Source organism: Kitasatospora sp. NPDC058190, from assembly GCF_042883685.1.
Lineage (GTDB): Bacteria > Actinomycetota > Actinomycetes > Streptomycetales > Streptomycetaceae > Kitasatospora.
Genome location: NZ_JBHVVI010000057.1, coordinates 1 through 15,632 on the forward strand (window position 1 = coordinate 1; position 15,632 = coordinate 15,632).

Genomic DNA, 15,632 nt, shown 5'->3' on the forward strand with positions numbered 1-15,632 from the left:
CCGTCCGACTTCCCGCGCCGCGGGCTTTCGCGCGGGCTCCTCAGCGCGAGGCGCGCAGCTGCGGAAGCTCGATCAGCTCGGTCTCGTCCTCCGGCGTCAGGTCCACCACGGTCGGCTCGCCCTGCTCCGGCTCCTCCGCCGCGTCCGACGACGGCGCGGGCCGCGCGCCGTCCGGCACGGCCGACTCCGCCGCCTGCGCCTCGGCCTTCGCCTTCGCGGCGACCGCCTCGTCGCCCACCACGTCCGCCAGGTCCGCACGGTCCCCCAGCTCGGCGATGCTGCCCACCGCCGGCGCCGGAGCGGCCGCCCGTACCGCCGCACCCGAGGTGCGGCCGAAGAAGCTGAAGCCCTGCCCGCGAGCCTGCCCGGACTGCGCCGGGCGCGTCCGCTGCCGCTCGGCCGGGGCCGGCGCCGCGGCCGGAACGCCCGGCGTCCCGCCGAGCTGACCGACCGTCGCGGTCAGCGCCGGACGCAGCGCGGTGGGCTGCACCGGCTTCGGCTGCGCCGGGGCCCGGCCCGTCGGCGCCTGCGCGGGAGTGGGCACCGAGGGCACGACCGGGGCCGGCACGGACACCGGCCTGGGCGCCGGCGCGGCCGAAGCGGCCGTGCCGCTCAGCGGCTGCGTCGCGGGCGCCCGCAGCGCGACCTCCGCGCCCGCCGTACGCGCCCGCTGCGCCTCCTGCTCCGCCGCCCGCCGCGCCAGCAGCCGCAGCACGGCCGCCGCGCGGACGAACGCGGCCGGGCTGGCCGGGTACTTCGGACGGCTCGCGGCGAGCGCCCGCTGGGCCGCCTCGGCCTCCTTGAGCGCCTGCTCGGCCACCGTCACGGCCCGCTCCCGCAGCAGCCGGGCGATCTCGGTCTCGGCCTTGGCCAGCCGCGACTTCTCCGCCGTCAGCCGCCGCCCGAACCGGGTGGCCCGCTCCTCGGCGACCTCGGCCGCGTACTCGGCCTCGGCCAACTGCTCCTCGAAGCGCTCCTCGGCGCGCATCCGCTGCGCGGCGGACATCTCGGCGGCCGCCCGGGCCGCCTTGTCCCGCTGACGCAGCAGCAGCGCGAAGCCGAGCACCGCGATCAGCGCCGCGACGCCCACCGAGCGCACCAGGATGGTGTCCTGACTGAAAAGCAGAGCGGCCAGTGCGGCGACCAGCAGTACGCCGGCGGCGGTGGGGGGAAGGACCCGGCCGAGGACGGAGGAATGACGGTGGCGTCCGCGAGACATGCCAAGAAACTAGCGTGCGAATTGGGGGCGTGTCAGCCCAGGGTCCCCTTCCGCCCTTGACAGGGTGTCGTTTTTACCGCACGTGCCCGGCTTTTCACTCAAGATCACTAAAAAGGGCCTGCTCAGCGACGTCCCGGCGTCGGCGGACCGATGTCCCGCCGACGACCCGCCGACGACCGGCTTCCGGATCCCGCGGACGTCTCAGCGGTGCGAGGCCGCCGGCCCGCTCGGGTCGTCGTGGTTCTCCGGCAGCTTGCACACGTGCTGGAGCCAGAGCGCCGCCGCGATCACCGCGGCCCCCGCCAGCACCGCGAGCCCGGCGGTGACGGCCTGGTCCTTGCGGGCCGACACGTCCAGCTCGCCGAGCAGGTAGATCCCGGCCCCGGCGTAGATCCCGGTGACCACCGAAGAGACCAGCGCGCTGGCCTGCCCCAGCACCACCGCACGGGCCGCCAGCAGCGGGTCGACCCGCTTCGCACCGGGCAGCCGCTCGCGCACCGCCTTCAGCCGGGACCGCAGCGAGATCGTGGTCGCCAGCAGGATCACCGCCACCGCCGCCAGTACCGCCGGCGCCGCGGCCGGCACGGCCGGCAGCGTGTCCAGGGAGGCCCACAGCTTGGAACCGGCCCAGGACAGTGCCGTCGTCGCGGCGGTGATGCCGATCAGCAGGCGGAGGCGAAGCAGCTTCACGCGGAGGAGGTCCTTCCCGGGGTACCAGAGCCCGCCGGCCGGCCGGTGGCCCGGCACGGCGACGTCAGGCCACCGTACCGGGCCGGGCCGGGCGGACATCTACTCGTACGGCCGGGCCCCCTGCCCGAGTTCCCCGGCCCGCCCGGCCGACCGGTGGCGGGCGCATCTCTCGCGGGGGCTACTCCGGCAGGGTCAGCCGGATGTCGTCGCGGCGCTTCACGCCCTGCGCGTCCGGACCGCCGAGCGCCGCCAGCAGCTCGGCGACCTGCCCGTGCCCGGGCACCTCGGCCTCCGGCTGGGCGTCCAACCACGGGGCGAGCACGAAGGCCCGCTCGTGCGAGCGCGGGTGCGGCAGCACCAGCTGCGGGTCGTCACTGACGACGCCCTCGTAGGCCAGGATGTCGACGTCCAGGGTGCGCGGACCCCAGCGGACCTCGCGGACCCGCCCGAAGGCGTCCTCGATCGCGTTGCCGCGCTCCAGCAGGTCCCGCGGGGGCAGCGAGGTGCGCAGCACGACGACCGCGTTGTAGTAGTTGGGCTGCTCGTCCGGGCCGCCGACGGCCTCGGTCTCGTAGACGGCCGAGACGGCCTTGATCCTCAGCCCGGGGGTGTCGGCGAGCGCGTCGACGGCACCCTGCAGGGTGTCCAGCCGGTTGCCCAGGTTGCTGCCGAGCGCGATCACCGCGCAGTGCTGGCTGTGCAGCGTGGTGTCGGCGGAGTCCACCCGGCTCTCCAGGTCGAACGCGTTCGGCTCGGCGATCGGGTCACTGCTGTTCATCGAAGAAATCCCTCTGCATCGGAAACCAGGCGCGCGGTGGGGGTCATGCGCGGCCCCGGTGGATGGTCACGGTCACGTCGTCGAACGGCACGGTGATCGGGGCGTCCGGCTTGTGCACGGTGACCTCGACCTCCTCGACCGCGTCGTGCTTCAGGCACTGGTCGGCGATGCGCTGGGCCAGGGTCTCGATCAGGTCGACCGGTTCCCCGGCGATGATCGCGGTGACCTCCTCGGCCACGATGCCGTAGTGCGCCGTGCGGGTGAGGTCGTCTCCGGACGCGGCGGGGCGGGTGTCCAGGTACAGCACGAGATCGACCACGAAGGTCTGGCCCTCGACACGCTCGCGCTCGAAGACGCCGTGGTGGCCCCGGGCTCGCAGCCCCCGCAGGGTGACGCGGTCCAGCAAACGAATCACTGCTCCCAGTCGGACGGGCCCCGCCCGGAGAAAGGCATGGACGGGCAGGGCGACGGCGGGCAGCACACCCGCCACTCCGTTTCGAATCTACCCGCGAGCGCGGACAACGCCTGACCGTCCTACCCGGCACGAACCGTCGCCACGCGCACCGATCCGGCGATTGACGTGAACGTTCGGTGTCCACTCGGAAATTCCCCGGCGACGGTCCGGCGCCGATTTTCCGCGACCGTGGAAATCAGTCCTCGTCGTCCTCGTCGCCGCTGGTCAGAACGGGTGAACCGTGGTGCGACCAGAGCTTCCACCCGGCCGGGGTGCGGCGGAACAGATTGCTGGAGACGACCTTTCCGCCGACCAGCGGCCCGAGTTCCCCCTCCTCCTCCGCCTCACCGCCGGAGAGGATGTTCTCGGTGCACGTGACAAGGGCCACATCTCCGTGGACCTCGGCCTCGACATCGGTCAGGAAGAACTGGATGTACTCCGTGTTCATCATGATCAGCATGTACGAGCGGGTCACCTGCGCCCGCCCGCGCAGCACCGGCCAGCCGGGGTGCACGCACACCACGCCACCCTTGTCGTCGGCGTACTCCGGGCCCAGCCAGGCCTCCTCGACCGCCTCGACGTCCCCCCGCTCCAGCGCCTCGTAGAACCCCCGGTTCGCCGCGAGCACCGCCTCCAGGTCCACCTCGTGGGCCTTTCCTGCCGCCGCGCCGCTCAACCTGCCGTCACCTGTCACAGACCCTCCCTCACCCCAGCCGCGCCGCGCGCTGCCAGGCCGCGACCACGCGGACGGCGTCCGCCGTACCGGACACGTCGTGCACCCGTACCGCCCAGGCACCGGCCTGGGCCGACAGCACCGAGACCGCCGCGGTCGCGTCGTCCCGCTCGCGGGCCGGGCGCAGCTCCCCGGTTTCCGGGTCGGCGAGCAGCGTACCCAGGAACCGCTTGCGCGAAGCGGCGACGAGCACGGGACGGCCGAGCGCGGTGAGCGCGTCCAGTCGGCCGAGCAGCGCCCAGTTGTGCCCGGCGGTCTTGGCGAAGCCGAGCCCCGGGTCGAGGATCAGCTGGTCCTCCTTGACCCCGGCGGCCAGCAGGGCGTCCATCCGGTCGGTCAGCTCGGCGACCACGTCGGTGACCACGTCGTCGTAGACGGCCAGCCGGTCCATGTCGGCGGACTGCCCGCGCCAGTGCATCACCACGAAGGGAGCGCCGGTCTCGGCGACCACCCGGGCCATCGCCGGGTCGGCGAGCCCGCCGGAGACGTCGTTGACGATCGCGGCGCCGGCCTCCACGGCCCGCTCGGCGACCGAGGCCCGCATGGTGTCGACGGACACCACCATCCCGGCGGCGGCGAGTTCGCGCACCACCGGCAGCACTCGGCGCAGCTCCTCCTCCTCGGGCACCCGCTGCGAGCCGGGCCGGGTGGACTCGCCACCGACGTCCACCAGGTCCGCGCCGCGGGCGCGCAGGGCCAGCCCGTGCGCGATCGCCTTGGCGGGGTCGAACCAGAGCCCGCCGTCCGAGAAGGAGTCGGGCGTGACGTTGACCACGCCCATCACCGCGCAGCGGTCGAGCCGCGGCAGTCCGGCCGGCAGGGAGAAGGACGGCGAATCGTTCATGCTGCCCATTATCGACCGGACCATTGTCGAACGGGGCCCCCGCCGAGCGTTCTCGGCGGGGGCCCCGGACGGTGTCGAGGAGCCTCAGGCGGCCTCGGTGGCCTCACGGGTCGACGGGACGGGCATCAGGCCCTCCCGCTGGCGCTTGCGGCCGAAGCGCGGCATGCCCAGGGTGATGAAGGCCTCCGCCTGCATCGCGGCGAAGCCGATCCGCGGCAGGTCCCGGGTGTTCGGGAAGACCAGGAAGCGCGGCTCCCACTCGGGCTGGAACTTGGCGTTGAACTTGTACAGCGACTCGATCTGGAACCAGCGGGACAGGAAGACCAGCAGTCCGCGCCAGGCGCGCAGCACCGGGCCGGCGCCGATCCGCTCGCCGCGGGCCAGCGCCGAGCGGAACATCGCGAAGTTGAGCGACACCCGGCGGATGCCCATGGCGCCCACGGCCTGCAGGGCGGCGACGATCAGCAGCTCGTTCAGGCCCGGGTCGGCGGCGCGGTCGCGGCGCATCAGCTCCAGCGAGATGCCGTCCGGCCCCCAGGGCACGAAGTGCAGCACGGCCTTCAGGTCGTCGCCGCTCTCGCCCTCCTCCGGGGCCTTGTGGGCGGTGACCACGACGCAGTCGTCGTCCAGCGGGTCGCCGAAGCGGCCCAGGGCCATCGAGAAGCCGCGCTCGGTGTCGGTGCCGCGCCAGCGGGCGGCGGCGTCGGCGATCCGGTACTTCTCGTCCGCGGTGAGCTCGGAGACCCGGCGCACCTTGCAGGAGTAGCCGTTGCGCTCGATCCGCTTGACCATCTGGCGCACGTTGCGCATGGCGCGGCCGGCCAGCGAGAAGGTCGAGGTGTCGACGATCGCCTCGTCGCCCAGCTCCAGCGCGTCCAGACCCGCCTCACGGGTCCAGACCTCGCCGCCGACCTCGCTGCAGCCCATCACGGCCGGCACCCAGGCGTGCTCGCGGGCCTCGGCCATGAACACCTTGATCGCGCCCGGCCAGGCCTCGACGTCGCCGACCGGGTCGCCGGAGGCCAGCATCACGCCGGAGACCACCCGGTAGGAGATCGCGGCCTTGCCGGTGGGCGAGAACAGCACGCTCTTGTCGCGGCGCAGCGCGAAGTAGCCGAGCGAGTCGCGCTCGCCGTGCCGCTTGAGCAGCTCGCGGACCTTGTCCTCGTCCTCGGCGGTGAGCTCCGGCTTCGGCTTGCCGGGGCGCAGCGCCAGGTAGGCGGTGGTGAAGGCGGTCAGCAGGCCGAGCCCGCCGAGCAGGTAGGCCACCAGGTCGGACATCCGCATGTTGGTGTAGCGGATCGGGCCCTCGAAGCCGAACAGTCCGTACCCGACGTGCTGCAGCCGCTCCATGATCGCCGGGTGCCCGACCTCGTACCGGGTGCGGGTGCTCACGATCAGCAGGCCGAGCAGCACGCTGAGGGTGCCCATCACGACCAGGTTGACCACCGCGCCCCAGCGGGTGCGCGGGTCGGCCTTGGCGTAGAACTCGCGCTGGTGCACCAGCATCACGGCGAGGACCACCAGCGAGACGACCGCCGGGCCGATCTGGTGCCAGCGGACGATGTGCAGCGCGGCGCTGACCGGCAGCAGCACGCAGACCGCGCGCCAGGCCCGCCGCTTGCGACGGCGCAGCGCGTGCGCCAGCGGCACCAGCAGGATGCCGACCATCAGCGTGCCGACCGCGGCCAGGCTGGTGGTGCCGCCCGGCAGCTGCCCGGCGAAGGTGTGCATCTTGGTGTGCCGGAGCTTGGGGAACACCGCGCTGGCGATGTCCATCAGCCCGATCAGCAGACAGGCGTAGCCGACCGCTCCCGGGAGCCAGGCCCTCGGGACGGCGGCCGCCTGGTTGCGCAGCGTCTGCAGACCGCGCCGACGGGGCGGCGGCGGCTGCTCGGGGCTCGGCTCAACGGACACGGGAACACTCATGGAAGCTCAGCGTAGAGGCTGCGGGGCGGTGTCCGGTCACTCCGGGGGAGCACGTGTGATGGACCTTCATGCCTATTCCTTCATCAGGCCATGCGCATACCAAGGATCCGGAAACGGTAGGTAAACCGGTGCCGTGGGTGCGCTGCGGTTGAGCCGGGGGTGGGAGCCTGGGGCCCGCCGCCGCGAGGCGGGTCCGGGCCCCCCGGTACGCATTACGTACCGGTGGACGCCGCATTCTAGGGCGCCGGTTGCCCCCGCTCTCCTCCGCCCTCCCGGGCATCCGGTCGGCCTAGCAGCGGTGGCCCGGCCTGACGGACCGCCAGACGATGAAGCCTGCACCGACAGCGCCCCACCGGAAGGCCGACGGCATGGAACTGACCAGCGACGCACTGGTGAACTCGCTGCTCGCCCTCGGCGCCGCGACCCTTCTCACCACGCTGTGGATCTGGCCCCGGCTGGCCCGGCAGCGCCCGTTGCCGGTGCTCGGCCGGATCGGCCTGCTGACGGTCGTTCAGGTGTCGATCGTGGCAGTGCTGGCGCTGTCGGTGAACAACTCCTTCGGCTTCTACGCCTCCTGGAACGACCTGCTCGACCCCGGCGGCGCCAAGCACGCGCTGACCAGCAACGAGAACCGCAAGGGCGGCACCCCGGTCTCCGAGCAGCTGATCCAGCCGACCGACGAGGGCGGCCTGGAGACCATCGACAACCTGCCCAAGGGCACGCCCGAACAGGTCGGCAAGGTCGAGTCGGTCCGGGTCAGCGGCAAGGAGACCGGCTTCGCCGACCAGATGTTCGTCTACCTGCCGCCCGCGTACTTCGACCCGAAGTTCGCGCTGGTCCGCTTCCCGGCCGTGGTGGCCATCGCCGGCTACCCGGGCACCACCCTGAACCTGATGAAGGAGCTGCCGCTGCTGCAGACCGCGATCGAGCTGCAGCACTCCGGCAGGATGCCGCCGACCGTCCTGGTACTGGCCCGCCCGGCGGTCGTCCCGTCCCGGGACACCGAGTGCGTGGACGTCCCCGGCGGGCCCCGCACCGAGACCTGGTTCGTCAAGGACCTGCCCGGGGCGCTGCACAGCACCTACCGGCTCGGGCGCTCGGCCGGTTCCTGGGGCCTGATCGGCTACTCCACCGGCGGCAGCTGCGCGATGCGCCTGTCGATGCGCTTCCCGAACGTCTACGGCAACGCGGCCGGCCTGCACGGCGACGTCTCGGTGCGCCAGGACCAGTACACCGGCGGCGACCTCTTCAACGGCGACAAGACGCTGACGCAGCAGCACGACCTCGGCTGGCGGCTGCAGAACCTCCCGGCCCCGCCGCTCAACCTGCTGGTGGTCTCCACCCGCAAGGAGTCGGACTACCCGCTGACGGTCCAGTTCGTCGACCAGGCCACCCGGGTCGCCGCGACCAATCCGCAGTTCAAGGTCGAGTCGCTCTTCCTGGACGACGGCGGCCACAACTTCGACAGCTGGACCAGGGAGCTGCCCGCCTCGCTCGAATGGCTGGGCTCGCACCTGGGGTGACCGGCGCTGGCGTGTGTGAGTGATTACCCGCCGGTCGGCCTGGCCAGCCGGCCGGGCCGACCGGGGGGAACGTATCGCGGCCGCCCGTCCGACTTCCCGCGGGCACCGCCCCGGATCCGCGCAGGAGGCGCCGTGCTGAGCACCCGCTCGCTCTTCAACGAGATCTACCGGAACGACCAGGCCTACCAGCTGTTCTGCAGCATCGCGGCCGGCGGCGAGGACCAGGGCGGCTGGGAGAACGAGCGGATCACCGCCCTCACCCGGGACCCGGCCCTCGCCCCGAAGGTCGCCCGGCACGGCGCGGACGAACGCAAGCACGGCCGGATCTTCACCCAGCTGCTGAACAAGCGCGGCCTGCCCAAGGTGCCCGTCCCGGACGAGGCCGACTACTGCATGCTGCTGGAGCGCCAGGGCGTCGGGCTCTCGCACGAGCGGCTGAACAGCGACGTCCCGCTGACCGACCGTGAGATCATCACCTACCTCGCGCACAGCCGGGTCACCGAACAGCGCGCCGCCGAGCAGATGCGCCGGCTGGTCAAGGTGTACGGGGACAACCCGGATCTCGGCCGGGCGATGCGGATGATCTCCGCCGACGAGGACAACCACCTCGCGTACTGCCACGAGGAGCTGCTGCGGCTGCGCGCCGAGGGCCACGGCCCGTACATCCGGCACACCCTGGAGACCAGCGCCCGCGGCGAGATCCGCACCCACCGGGACGTCGGGCTCGCGGTCACCGCCCGGATGGCCCGGATCCTGCGCTGGCCGCGCTGGCAGCTCGCGCTGGTCACCCTCGGGGTGCGCGCGCTGTACCTGTACGACCGCGCCTTCGGCTGGCGCCGGATGGTCACCCTGCGGATGCCCGAGCGCCGCAACGCGCTGGGCACCCCGGCTCCGCCGCACGCGGAGCACGAGGTGCCCTGAGTCGTCCGTCTTCCGGCCGTTGCCGGCCGAGGCCGCTACCGACCGATGATGAGGCTCATCGCCTCGGCCCGGGTGGCCGGGTCGCGCAGCTGGCCGCGCACGCAGGAGGTGATGGTCTTGGCGCCGGGCTTGCGGATGCCGCGCATCGACATGCACATGTGCTCGCACTCGACCACGACGATCGCCCCGCGCGGCTCCAGGATCCGCATCAGCGCGTCGGCCACCTGGCTGGTCAGCCGCTCCTGCACCTGCGGGCGGCGGGCGTAGACGTCGACCAGCCGGGCCAGCTTGGACAGGCCGGTGATCTTGCCGCTGGTGGACGGGATGTACCCGACGTGCGCCACCCCGCGGAACGGCACCAGGTGGTGCTCGCAGACCGAGGTCAGCTCGATGTCCTTGACCAGCACCATCTCGTCGTGGCCGAGGTCGAAGGTGGTGGTCAGGACCTCCTCCGGCTCCTGCCACAGACCCGCGAATATCTCCTTGTAGGCCCGCGCCACCCGGGCCGGGGTCTCCATCAGGCCCTCGCGGTCCGGATCCTCCCCCACGGCGAGCAACAGCTCGCGGATGGCGTTCTCGGCCCGCTTCTGGTCGAAGATCCCGACGGCGGGCGGACCGTCGAGCGTCACCGGGTCGATCATGCGGGCCTCGCTTACTTGTGGGAAGACTCTGGCTGAACAGCACGGATGCCGCGCCTCCAGGGTACAAACCCTGGTGACGCGGCATCCATTCCGTACGAGTGCCCTGCTCAGCTCTCGGTCGGCGGCTCGGTGGCCGGCATCGGCGGGAGCTTCACGATGTCCACCGGAGCGGTGTCGACGACGGCGGCGGCGCCGTTGGTGAGCGCCAGCTCCTTCGGCGACTGCACCGGCGGCCGGGTGGACGGCGTACGACGGGTGGAGCCCGTCCAGGCCGGCCGGGCCGGGCGCTTGACCACGGGGGCGAAGATCTCGGCGATCTGCTCCTTGTTCAGGGTCTCCTTCTCCAGGAGCTCCAGAACCAGGTTGTCGAGCACGTCGCGGTTCTCGACCAGGATCTCCCAGGCCTCGTTGTGCGCGCTCTCGATGAGCTTCTTGACCTCCTCGTCGACCAGCGCGGCGACCTCTTCCGAGTAGTCGCGCTGGTGGCCCATCTCACGGCCCAGGAACGGCTCCGAGTTGTCGCTGCCGAACTTGATCGCACCCAGGCGCTCGGTCATGCCGTACTGGGTGACCATGGCCCGCGCGGTGGCGGTGGCCTTCTCGATGTCGTTCGAGGCACCGGTGGTCGGGTCGTGGAAGACCAGCTCCTCCGCCGCGCGCCCGCCCAGCATGTAGGCCAGCTGGTCGAGCATCTCGTTGCGGGTGGTGGAGTACTTGTCCTCGTCCGGCAGCACCATGGTGTAGCCGAGGGCCCGGCCGCGGGACAGGATGGTGATCTTGTGCACCGGGTCGCTGTACTGGCAGGCCGCCGCGACCAGGGCGTGACCGCCCTCGTGGTACGCGGTGATCTTCTTCTCCTTGTCGGACATGATCCGCGTGCGCTTCTGCGGACCGGCCACGACGCGGTCGATCGCCTCGTCCAGGATGCCGTTGTCGATCAGCTTCTTGTCCGAGCGGGCGGTCAGCAGCGCGGCCTCGTTGAGCACGTTCGAGAGGTCGGCGCCGGTGAAGCCGGGGGTGCGCTTGGCGACGGCCGACAGGTCGACGTCGGGCGCGATCGGCTTGCCCTTCTGGTGCACCTTGAGGATGTCCAGGCGGCCCTGGAGATCGGGGCGCTCCACCGCGATCTGGCGGTCGAAGCGGCCCGGGCGCAGCAGCGCCGGGTCCAGGATGTCGGGGCGGTTGGTCGCGGCGATCAGGATCACGCCGCCCTTGACGTCGAAGCCGTCCATCTCGACCAGCAGCTGGTTGAGGGTCTGCTCGCGCTCGTCGTGGCCGCCGCCGAGGCCCGCACCGCGGTGCCGGCCGACGGCGTCGATCTCGTCGACGAAGACGATCGCCGGGGCGTTCGCCTTGGCCTGCTCGAACAGGTCACGGACCCGGCTGGCACCGACACCGACGAACATCTCGACGAAGTCCGAGCCGGAGATGGAGTAGAACGGCACCCCGGCCTCGCCCGCGACGGCACGCGCCAGCAGGGTCTTACCGGTACCGGGCGGGCCGTAGAGCAGCACGCCCTTGGGGATCTTGGCGCCGACGGCCTGGAACTTGGCCGGCTCCTGCAGGAACTCCTTGATCTCGTGGAGCTCCTCGACCGCCTCGTCGGCACCGGCGACGTCGGCGAAGGTGGTCTTCGGGGTGTCCTTGGTGAGCAGCTTGGCCTTGGACTTGCCGAACTGCATGACGCGGGAGCCGCCGCCCTGCATCTGGTTCATCAGGAACAGGAAGACCAGGACGATGATCACGATCGGCAGCATCGACAGCAGCAGGCTGACGAAGGTGCTCTGCTTCTCCGGGCTGACGGTGTAGCCCTCGGAGAGTGTGTTCGGGTCCTTGTCGTTGATCTGGGCCTGCAGCTTGTCGGCGATCGCGACACCCTGGTCGCCGATGTACGAGGCCTGGAACTTGCTGCCGGACGGGGCCTTGCCCGTGCCGGCGGGGGACAGCGTGGCGCCGTCCTTCAGCTGGATCTTGATCGTGTTCGAGTCACCAGTGGTGATCTGCGCGGACTTGACATTGTGCGCGTCGATCGCCGCGACGACCTGACCGGTGTCCACCGTCTTGTAGCCGTTCGAGTCCGAAACGACCTGCATCAGTACGATGACGGCGAGGACGGCCAGCACGATCCACATGATCGGCGCACGGAAGTATCGCTTGACGTCCATCCATGCGGGGCGTTGCCGCCCCGTCCCTCCTGCCACTCAGCGGCGCCGGGAGGCTGTGGGCCGCGGCGCATCCGGTCGGTGCTCATATGAAGAGCGGTTTATTGGACCGTACCGCAGTCGGACCCGCCCGTGGCGGGAGCGCTAGCGACACGGCTGTCGTTCTTTGTCCCCCCGGTCGAACGGGCGGGAACCACCTACTGTTCCCGCCCGTCGCCCGAACGGGGCCCTCAGCCGCCGTAGACGTGCGGGGCGAGGGTCCCGATGAAGGGGAGGTTACGCAGCTTCTCCGCGTAGTCCAGGCCGTAGCCGACCACGAACTCGTTCGGGATGTCGAAACCGACGTACTTCACGTCGATCTCGACCTTGGCGGCGTCCGGCTTGCGCAGCAGGGTGCAGACCTCCAGCGAGGCCGGGCCGCGCGAGCCCAGGTTGCCCAGCAGCCAGGACAGCGTCAGACCGGAGTCGATGATGTCCTCGACGATCAGGACGTCACGGCCGGCGATGTCGGTGTCCAGGTCCTTCAGGATGCGCACCACGCCCGAGGACTTGGTACCCATGCCGTACGAGGAGACCGCCATCCAGTCCATGGTCACCTGCGAGTGCAGGGCACGGGCCAGGTCGGCCATGACCATCACGGCCCCCTTGAGGACGCCGACGATCAGCAGGTCCTTGCCTGCGTAGTCCCGGTCGATCCGCTCGGCCAGCTCCAGGAGCTTGGCGTCGATCTCGTCCTTGCTGATGAGCACCTTCGCGAGGTCAGCGCCCATGTCGTTCTGGTCCACCGGGGATACGTCCTCAAACGTTCGGGGTCTGTGTGGCCGACGGCCGGCTCCCCCGGGACATGCCTCGCCCTCAGTCGCCCTGCCGCCGAAAGACCAGCGTGCCACACCTGCGGGTGGCCTCGACGCCCCCGGGTAGGTGCAGCGGCCCCTGACCCCGCCATCCGGTGACCAGCAGGTCCACCGCCTCCAGGTGCCGCGCGAACAGGTCCCCGGCCGGACAGCCCGCGCGGAGCGCGGCCCGGCGCAGCACCCGACGCCGTACGGCGGGCGGCAGTTCGGCCAGTTTCACGGCGTCCAGGGCGCCTTCGCCCGTACGGAGGTCGCGTTCGGCCAGAGCGGCCCACTGGTCGAGGGCGTCCGCGTCGTCGCGGAACAGCCGGGCGGTGCGGGCCAGCGCCTCCACCACTCCGCCGCCCAGGTGCTTCTCCAGCACCGGCAGCACCTCGTGGCGGACCCGGGAGCGGGTGTAGGCGGGATCACAGTTGTGCGGGTCGTCCCAGACCGGGATCGCCTGGGCGGAGCAGGCCTGTCGGGTGGCCGCGCGGTCCAGCTCCAGCAGCGGACGGCGGTAGCGGCCCTTCTGGGCCGGCATCCCGGCCAGCGAGCGGGCGCCCGAACCGCGGGCCAGGCCCAGCAGGACGGTCTCGGCCTGGTCGTCCCGGGTGTGGCCGAGCAGCACGGCGATCGCGCCGAGCCGCTCGGCGGCCTCGTCCAGGGCGGCGTAGCGGGCGTCCCGGGCGGCGGCCTCGGGGCCGCCCGAGCGGCCGACCCGCACCGGGATCGCCTCGACCGGGTCCAGGCCCAGCGAGCGCAGCCGCTCGGCGACCTGGGCGGCACGGTCGGCGGAGCCGGGCTGCAGGCCGTGGTCGACGGTGACGGCGCCGACCCGCAGACCGATCTTGGGGGCCTCGAAGGCGGCGGCGATGGCCAGCGCCATCGAGTCCGCGCCGCCGCTGACCGCGACCAGGACCAGCGGCGAACCGGGGGCGGCCGGGGTGCGGGGCAGCCCGGAGGGGTGGCGCGCGGCGTTGCCGATCAGGGTGGTGCCGACGGCGGCACCGACCAGCGGCGCCCCGGCCGGGCGCTCGCGGGGTTCGCGCACGGGCGCGGTGAAGGTGGTACCGGCCTCGGCGGCGAGGTCGGCGAGCGTACGGCGAACGGCCAGGCGTATCGCGGCTACGGCGGGGTGAGGGCCCACGGCGGACGACTCCTCGGCGGAGGGGACAGGACTGCGGCGGGAGCGGCGGGGACCGCGCACCGACATGAGCGCCGCGTTACCGGGCGCTCACAGATGGTGGCAGAAAGGAGCGACCCGCTACGCCACCCGCGCCACCGGTACGACCACCGTCCCACGTACGGGTGAATGGAGAAACGTATCTTCACCCGCGATCTGCCCGATTGGACCACTCGTACGAGCGGGTTTGACCGCCACCGACCGGCGGCGGTCCCGGCTTGTCGGACTTCTCGGCCCTCCAGGTCCTCTCGGCCCTCAGCGCTCTCAGCGCTCTCAGCGCGCGACCCGGGCGACCCAGGCGGCCGGGTCGTGGATCTCGTCCTTGGTCGGCAGGGTGTTCGGGGAGGTCCACACCCGGTTGAACCCCTCCATGCCGACCTGCTCCACCACCGCGCGGACGAACACCGCACCGTCCTGGTACTGGCGCAGCTTGGCGTCCATGCCGAGCAGCCGGCGCAGCATCAGGTCGAGCCGGTTCGCCCCGCGGTCACGGCGCTGCTGGAACTTCTCCCGGATCTCCGCGACGGTCGGCACCACGGCCGGGCCGACGCCGTCCATCACCACGTCGGCGTGGCCCTCCAGCAGCGACATCACCGCCGTCAGCCGGCCCAGGATCTCCCGCTGCGCGGGCGACTGGACGATCTCCAGCAGGTTCGCCGAGGGGGAGCTCTCCCGGCCCTCCCGGCCGCCCGCCCCCGGCAGGCCGCCGCCCAGCGAACCCGCCGCGTCCCGCAGCCGGTCCAGCAGCGCGCCCGGGTCGACGTCCGTCTCGGCCAGGAAGGACTGCACCTCGGACTGGATGTGGTCGCGCAGCCACGGCACCGCGGTGAACTGCGTCCGGTGCGTCTCCTCGTGCAGGCAGACCCAGAGCCGGAAGTCGGACGGGTCGACGTCCAGCTCGCGCTCGACGTGCACGATGTTCGGCGCCACCAGCAGCAGCCGGCCCGGGCCGGGGCCCTCCGGGCCCAGCCGCGGCTTGTCGAACAGCGTCGCCGGACTGTCCGGCGCCTCCAGCGAGGGCTCCGCCGGGGCGAAGGTCTCGTACTGGCCCAGCACCTTGGTGGCCAGGAACGCCAGCAGCGCCCCGACCTCGATCCCGGTGGCCTTCTCCCCCACCGCGCCGAACACGCCCGCCGCCGCGCTGTTCGCCCGACGCGCCTGCAGCTTCTCCACCAGCGGCTGGACGACCGTCCGGAAACCCGCCACGTTCGCCCGCACCCACCCCGGGCGGTCCACCACCAGCACCGGGGTGGCGGCGGCCGCGGTCAGACTGCTCGACCGCATCCCGGTGAACGCCCGCACGTGCTCCTCGGCCTCCAGGGCGTGCCGGCGCAGCTCGGCGACCACCGCCGCCGCCTCCGCCCGGCTCACCTCCGGCCCCGGCCGCACCAGCCTGGTCGCGGTTGCGACCGCGAGATTCCAGTCGACCATGTCAGCCCCACCACTCGCGCTCGTCATGCCCTCACGGTACGTGCTCCCCACCACCGACGGCAGCCACCCGCCCCGAACATCCGCCCGGCCCGACCGGGAGCCGCGACCGCCGGACGGAGGCACCGGTTCACGGGCTCGGCCGGCGGGCGAATCCGCCCGCCCTGCAGCCACCCTGCCCGCCCCCGCACCCGCCCGAACCCGGCCACCGGGGCCACCCGCGCCGGAGGTCGCCGCCGTCGAACCCGCAGCGGCGGCAGTGGCAGCCCCGCCCTCCCCCACCGCGGAGCG

General features: G+C 72.3%; 14 protein-coding genes. 2 read left to right on the top strand and 12 right to left on the bottom strand.

The features are described from left to right. Positions 1-40 precede the first annotated feature (40 nt). The 7 genes from ACFVWU_RS24620 to ACFVWU_RS24650 form a co-directional block, all read right to left on the bottom strand. Entirely contained in the window at positions 41-1,219 is a 1,179-nt protein-coding gene (locus ACFVWU_RS24620; protein WP_387624789.1) for a hypothetical protein, read from the bottom strand. A 201-nt stretch (positions 1,220-1,420) separates the two neighbouring features. After that, positions 1,421-1,909: a DUF3180 domain-containing protein gene (locus ACFVWU_RS24625; protein ID WP_387624792.1), complete on the bottom strand. Its 489-nt coding sequence runs from the start codon at positions 1,907-1,909 to the stop codon at positions 1,421-1,423. 178 nt (positions 1,910-2,087) lie between these two features. Next, positions 2,088-2,687, bottom strand: a complete 600-nt coding sequence (gene folK / locus ACFVWU_RS24630) for a 2-amino-4-hydroxy-6-hydroxymethyldihydropteridine diphosphokinase (protein WP_387624795.1) — start codon at positions 2,685-2,687, stop codon at positions 2,088-2,090. A gap of 43 nt (positions 2,688-2,730) precedes the next feature. After that, positions 2,731-3,090, bottom strand: coding sequence for a dihydroneopterin aldolase (gene folB / locus ACFVWU_RS24635; RefSeq protein ID WP_030288941.1), 360 nt, complete (start codon positions 3,088-3,090; stop codon positions 2,731-2,733). 247 nt (positions 3,091-3,337) lie between these two features. After that, positions 3,338-3,835 carry a nuclear transport factor 2 family protein gene (locus ACFVWU_RS24640; RefSeq protein ID WP_387624798.1) on the bottom strand — a complete coding sequence of 166 codons (498 nt, stop codon included), beginning with the start codon at positions 3,833-3,835 and terminating at the stop codon, positions 3,338-3,340. A 10-nt stretch (positions 3,836-3,845) separates the two neighbouring features. Then, positions 3,846-4,727: a dihydropteroate synthase gene (folP, locus tag ACFVWU_RS24645; RefSeq protein ID WP_387624801.1), complete on the bottom strand. Its 882-nt coding sequence runs from the start codon at positions 4,725-4,727 to the stop codon at positions 3,846-3,848. 75 nt (positions 4,728-4,802) lie between these two features. Further along, positions 4,803-6,647, bottom strand: a complete 1,845-nt coding sequence (locus ACFVWU_RS24650) for a phosphatidylglycerol lysyltransferase domain-containing protein (RefSeq protein ID WP_387624804.1) — start codon at positions 6,645-6,647, stop codon at positions 4,803-4,805. A 368-nt stretch (positions 6,648-7,015) separates the two neighbouring features. On the opposite strand from ACFVWU_RS24650, the gene ACFVWU_RS24655 reads away from it, so the two are divergent. Then, on the top strand, positions 7,016-8,170 hold the full coding sequence (locus tag ACFVWU_RS24655) for an alpha/beta hydrolase (RefSeq protein ID WP_387624807.1): 1,155 nt from the start codon (positions 7,016-7,018) through the stop codon (positions 8,168-8,170). A gap of 132 nt (positions 8,171-8,302) precedes the next feature. Next, positions 8,303-9,091 (top strand): ferritin-like domain-containing protein, encoded by a 789-nt coding sequence (locus ACFVWU_RS24660; protein ID WP_387624810.1) that lies wholly within the window; start codon positions 8,303-8,305, stop codon positions 9,089-9,091. 35 nt (positions 9,092-9,126) lie between these two features. Here the strand turns inward: ACFVWU_RS24660 and folE are convergent, their stop codons facing one another. The 5 genes from folE to ACFVWU_RS24685 form a co-directional block, all read right to left on the bottom strand. Continuing rightward, positions 9,127-9,732 carry a GTP cyclohydrolase I FolE gene (folE, locus tag ACFVWU_RS24665; RefSeq protein WP_387624813.1) on the bottom strand — a complete coding sequence of 202 codons (606 nt, stop codon included), beginning with the start codon at positions 9,730-9,732 and terminating at the stop codon, positions 9,127-9,129. Positions 9,733-9,839: 107 nt separating this feature from the next. Further along, complete coding sequence (gene ftsH / locus ACFVWU_RS24670; RefSeq protein WP_387624816.1) at positions 9,840-11,897, bottom strand: ATP-dependent zinc metalloprotease FtsH; 2,058 nt, start codon at positions 11,895-11,897, stop codon at positions 9,840-9,842. Positions 11,898-12,124: 227 nt separating this feature from the next. Continuing rightward, complete coding sequence (gene hpt, locus ACFVWU_RS24675) at positions 12,125-12,679, bottom strand: hypoxanthine phosphoribosyltransferase (RefSeq protein WP_030059589.1); 555 nt, start codon at positions 12,677-12,679, stop codon at positions 12,125-12,127. Between the two features lie 70 nt (positions 12,680-12,749). Then, a complete protein-coding gene (gene tilS / locus ACFVWU_RS24680) occupies positions 12,750-13,877 on the bottom strand; it encodes a tRNA lysidine(34) synthetase TilS (protein WP_387624818.1) in 1,128 nt (375 codons plus the stop codon). A 309-nt stretch (positions 13,878-14,186) separates the two neighbouring features. Next, positions 14,187-15,371, bottom strand: coding sequence for a zinc-dependent metalloprotease (locus tag ACFVWU_RS24685; RefSeq protein WP_387624821.1), 1,185 nt, complete (start codon positions 15,369-15,371; stop codon positions 14,187-14,189). Positions 15,372-15,632: the final 261 nt, after the last annotated feature.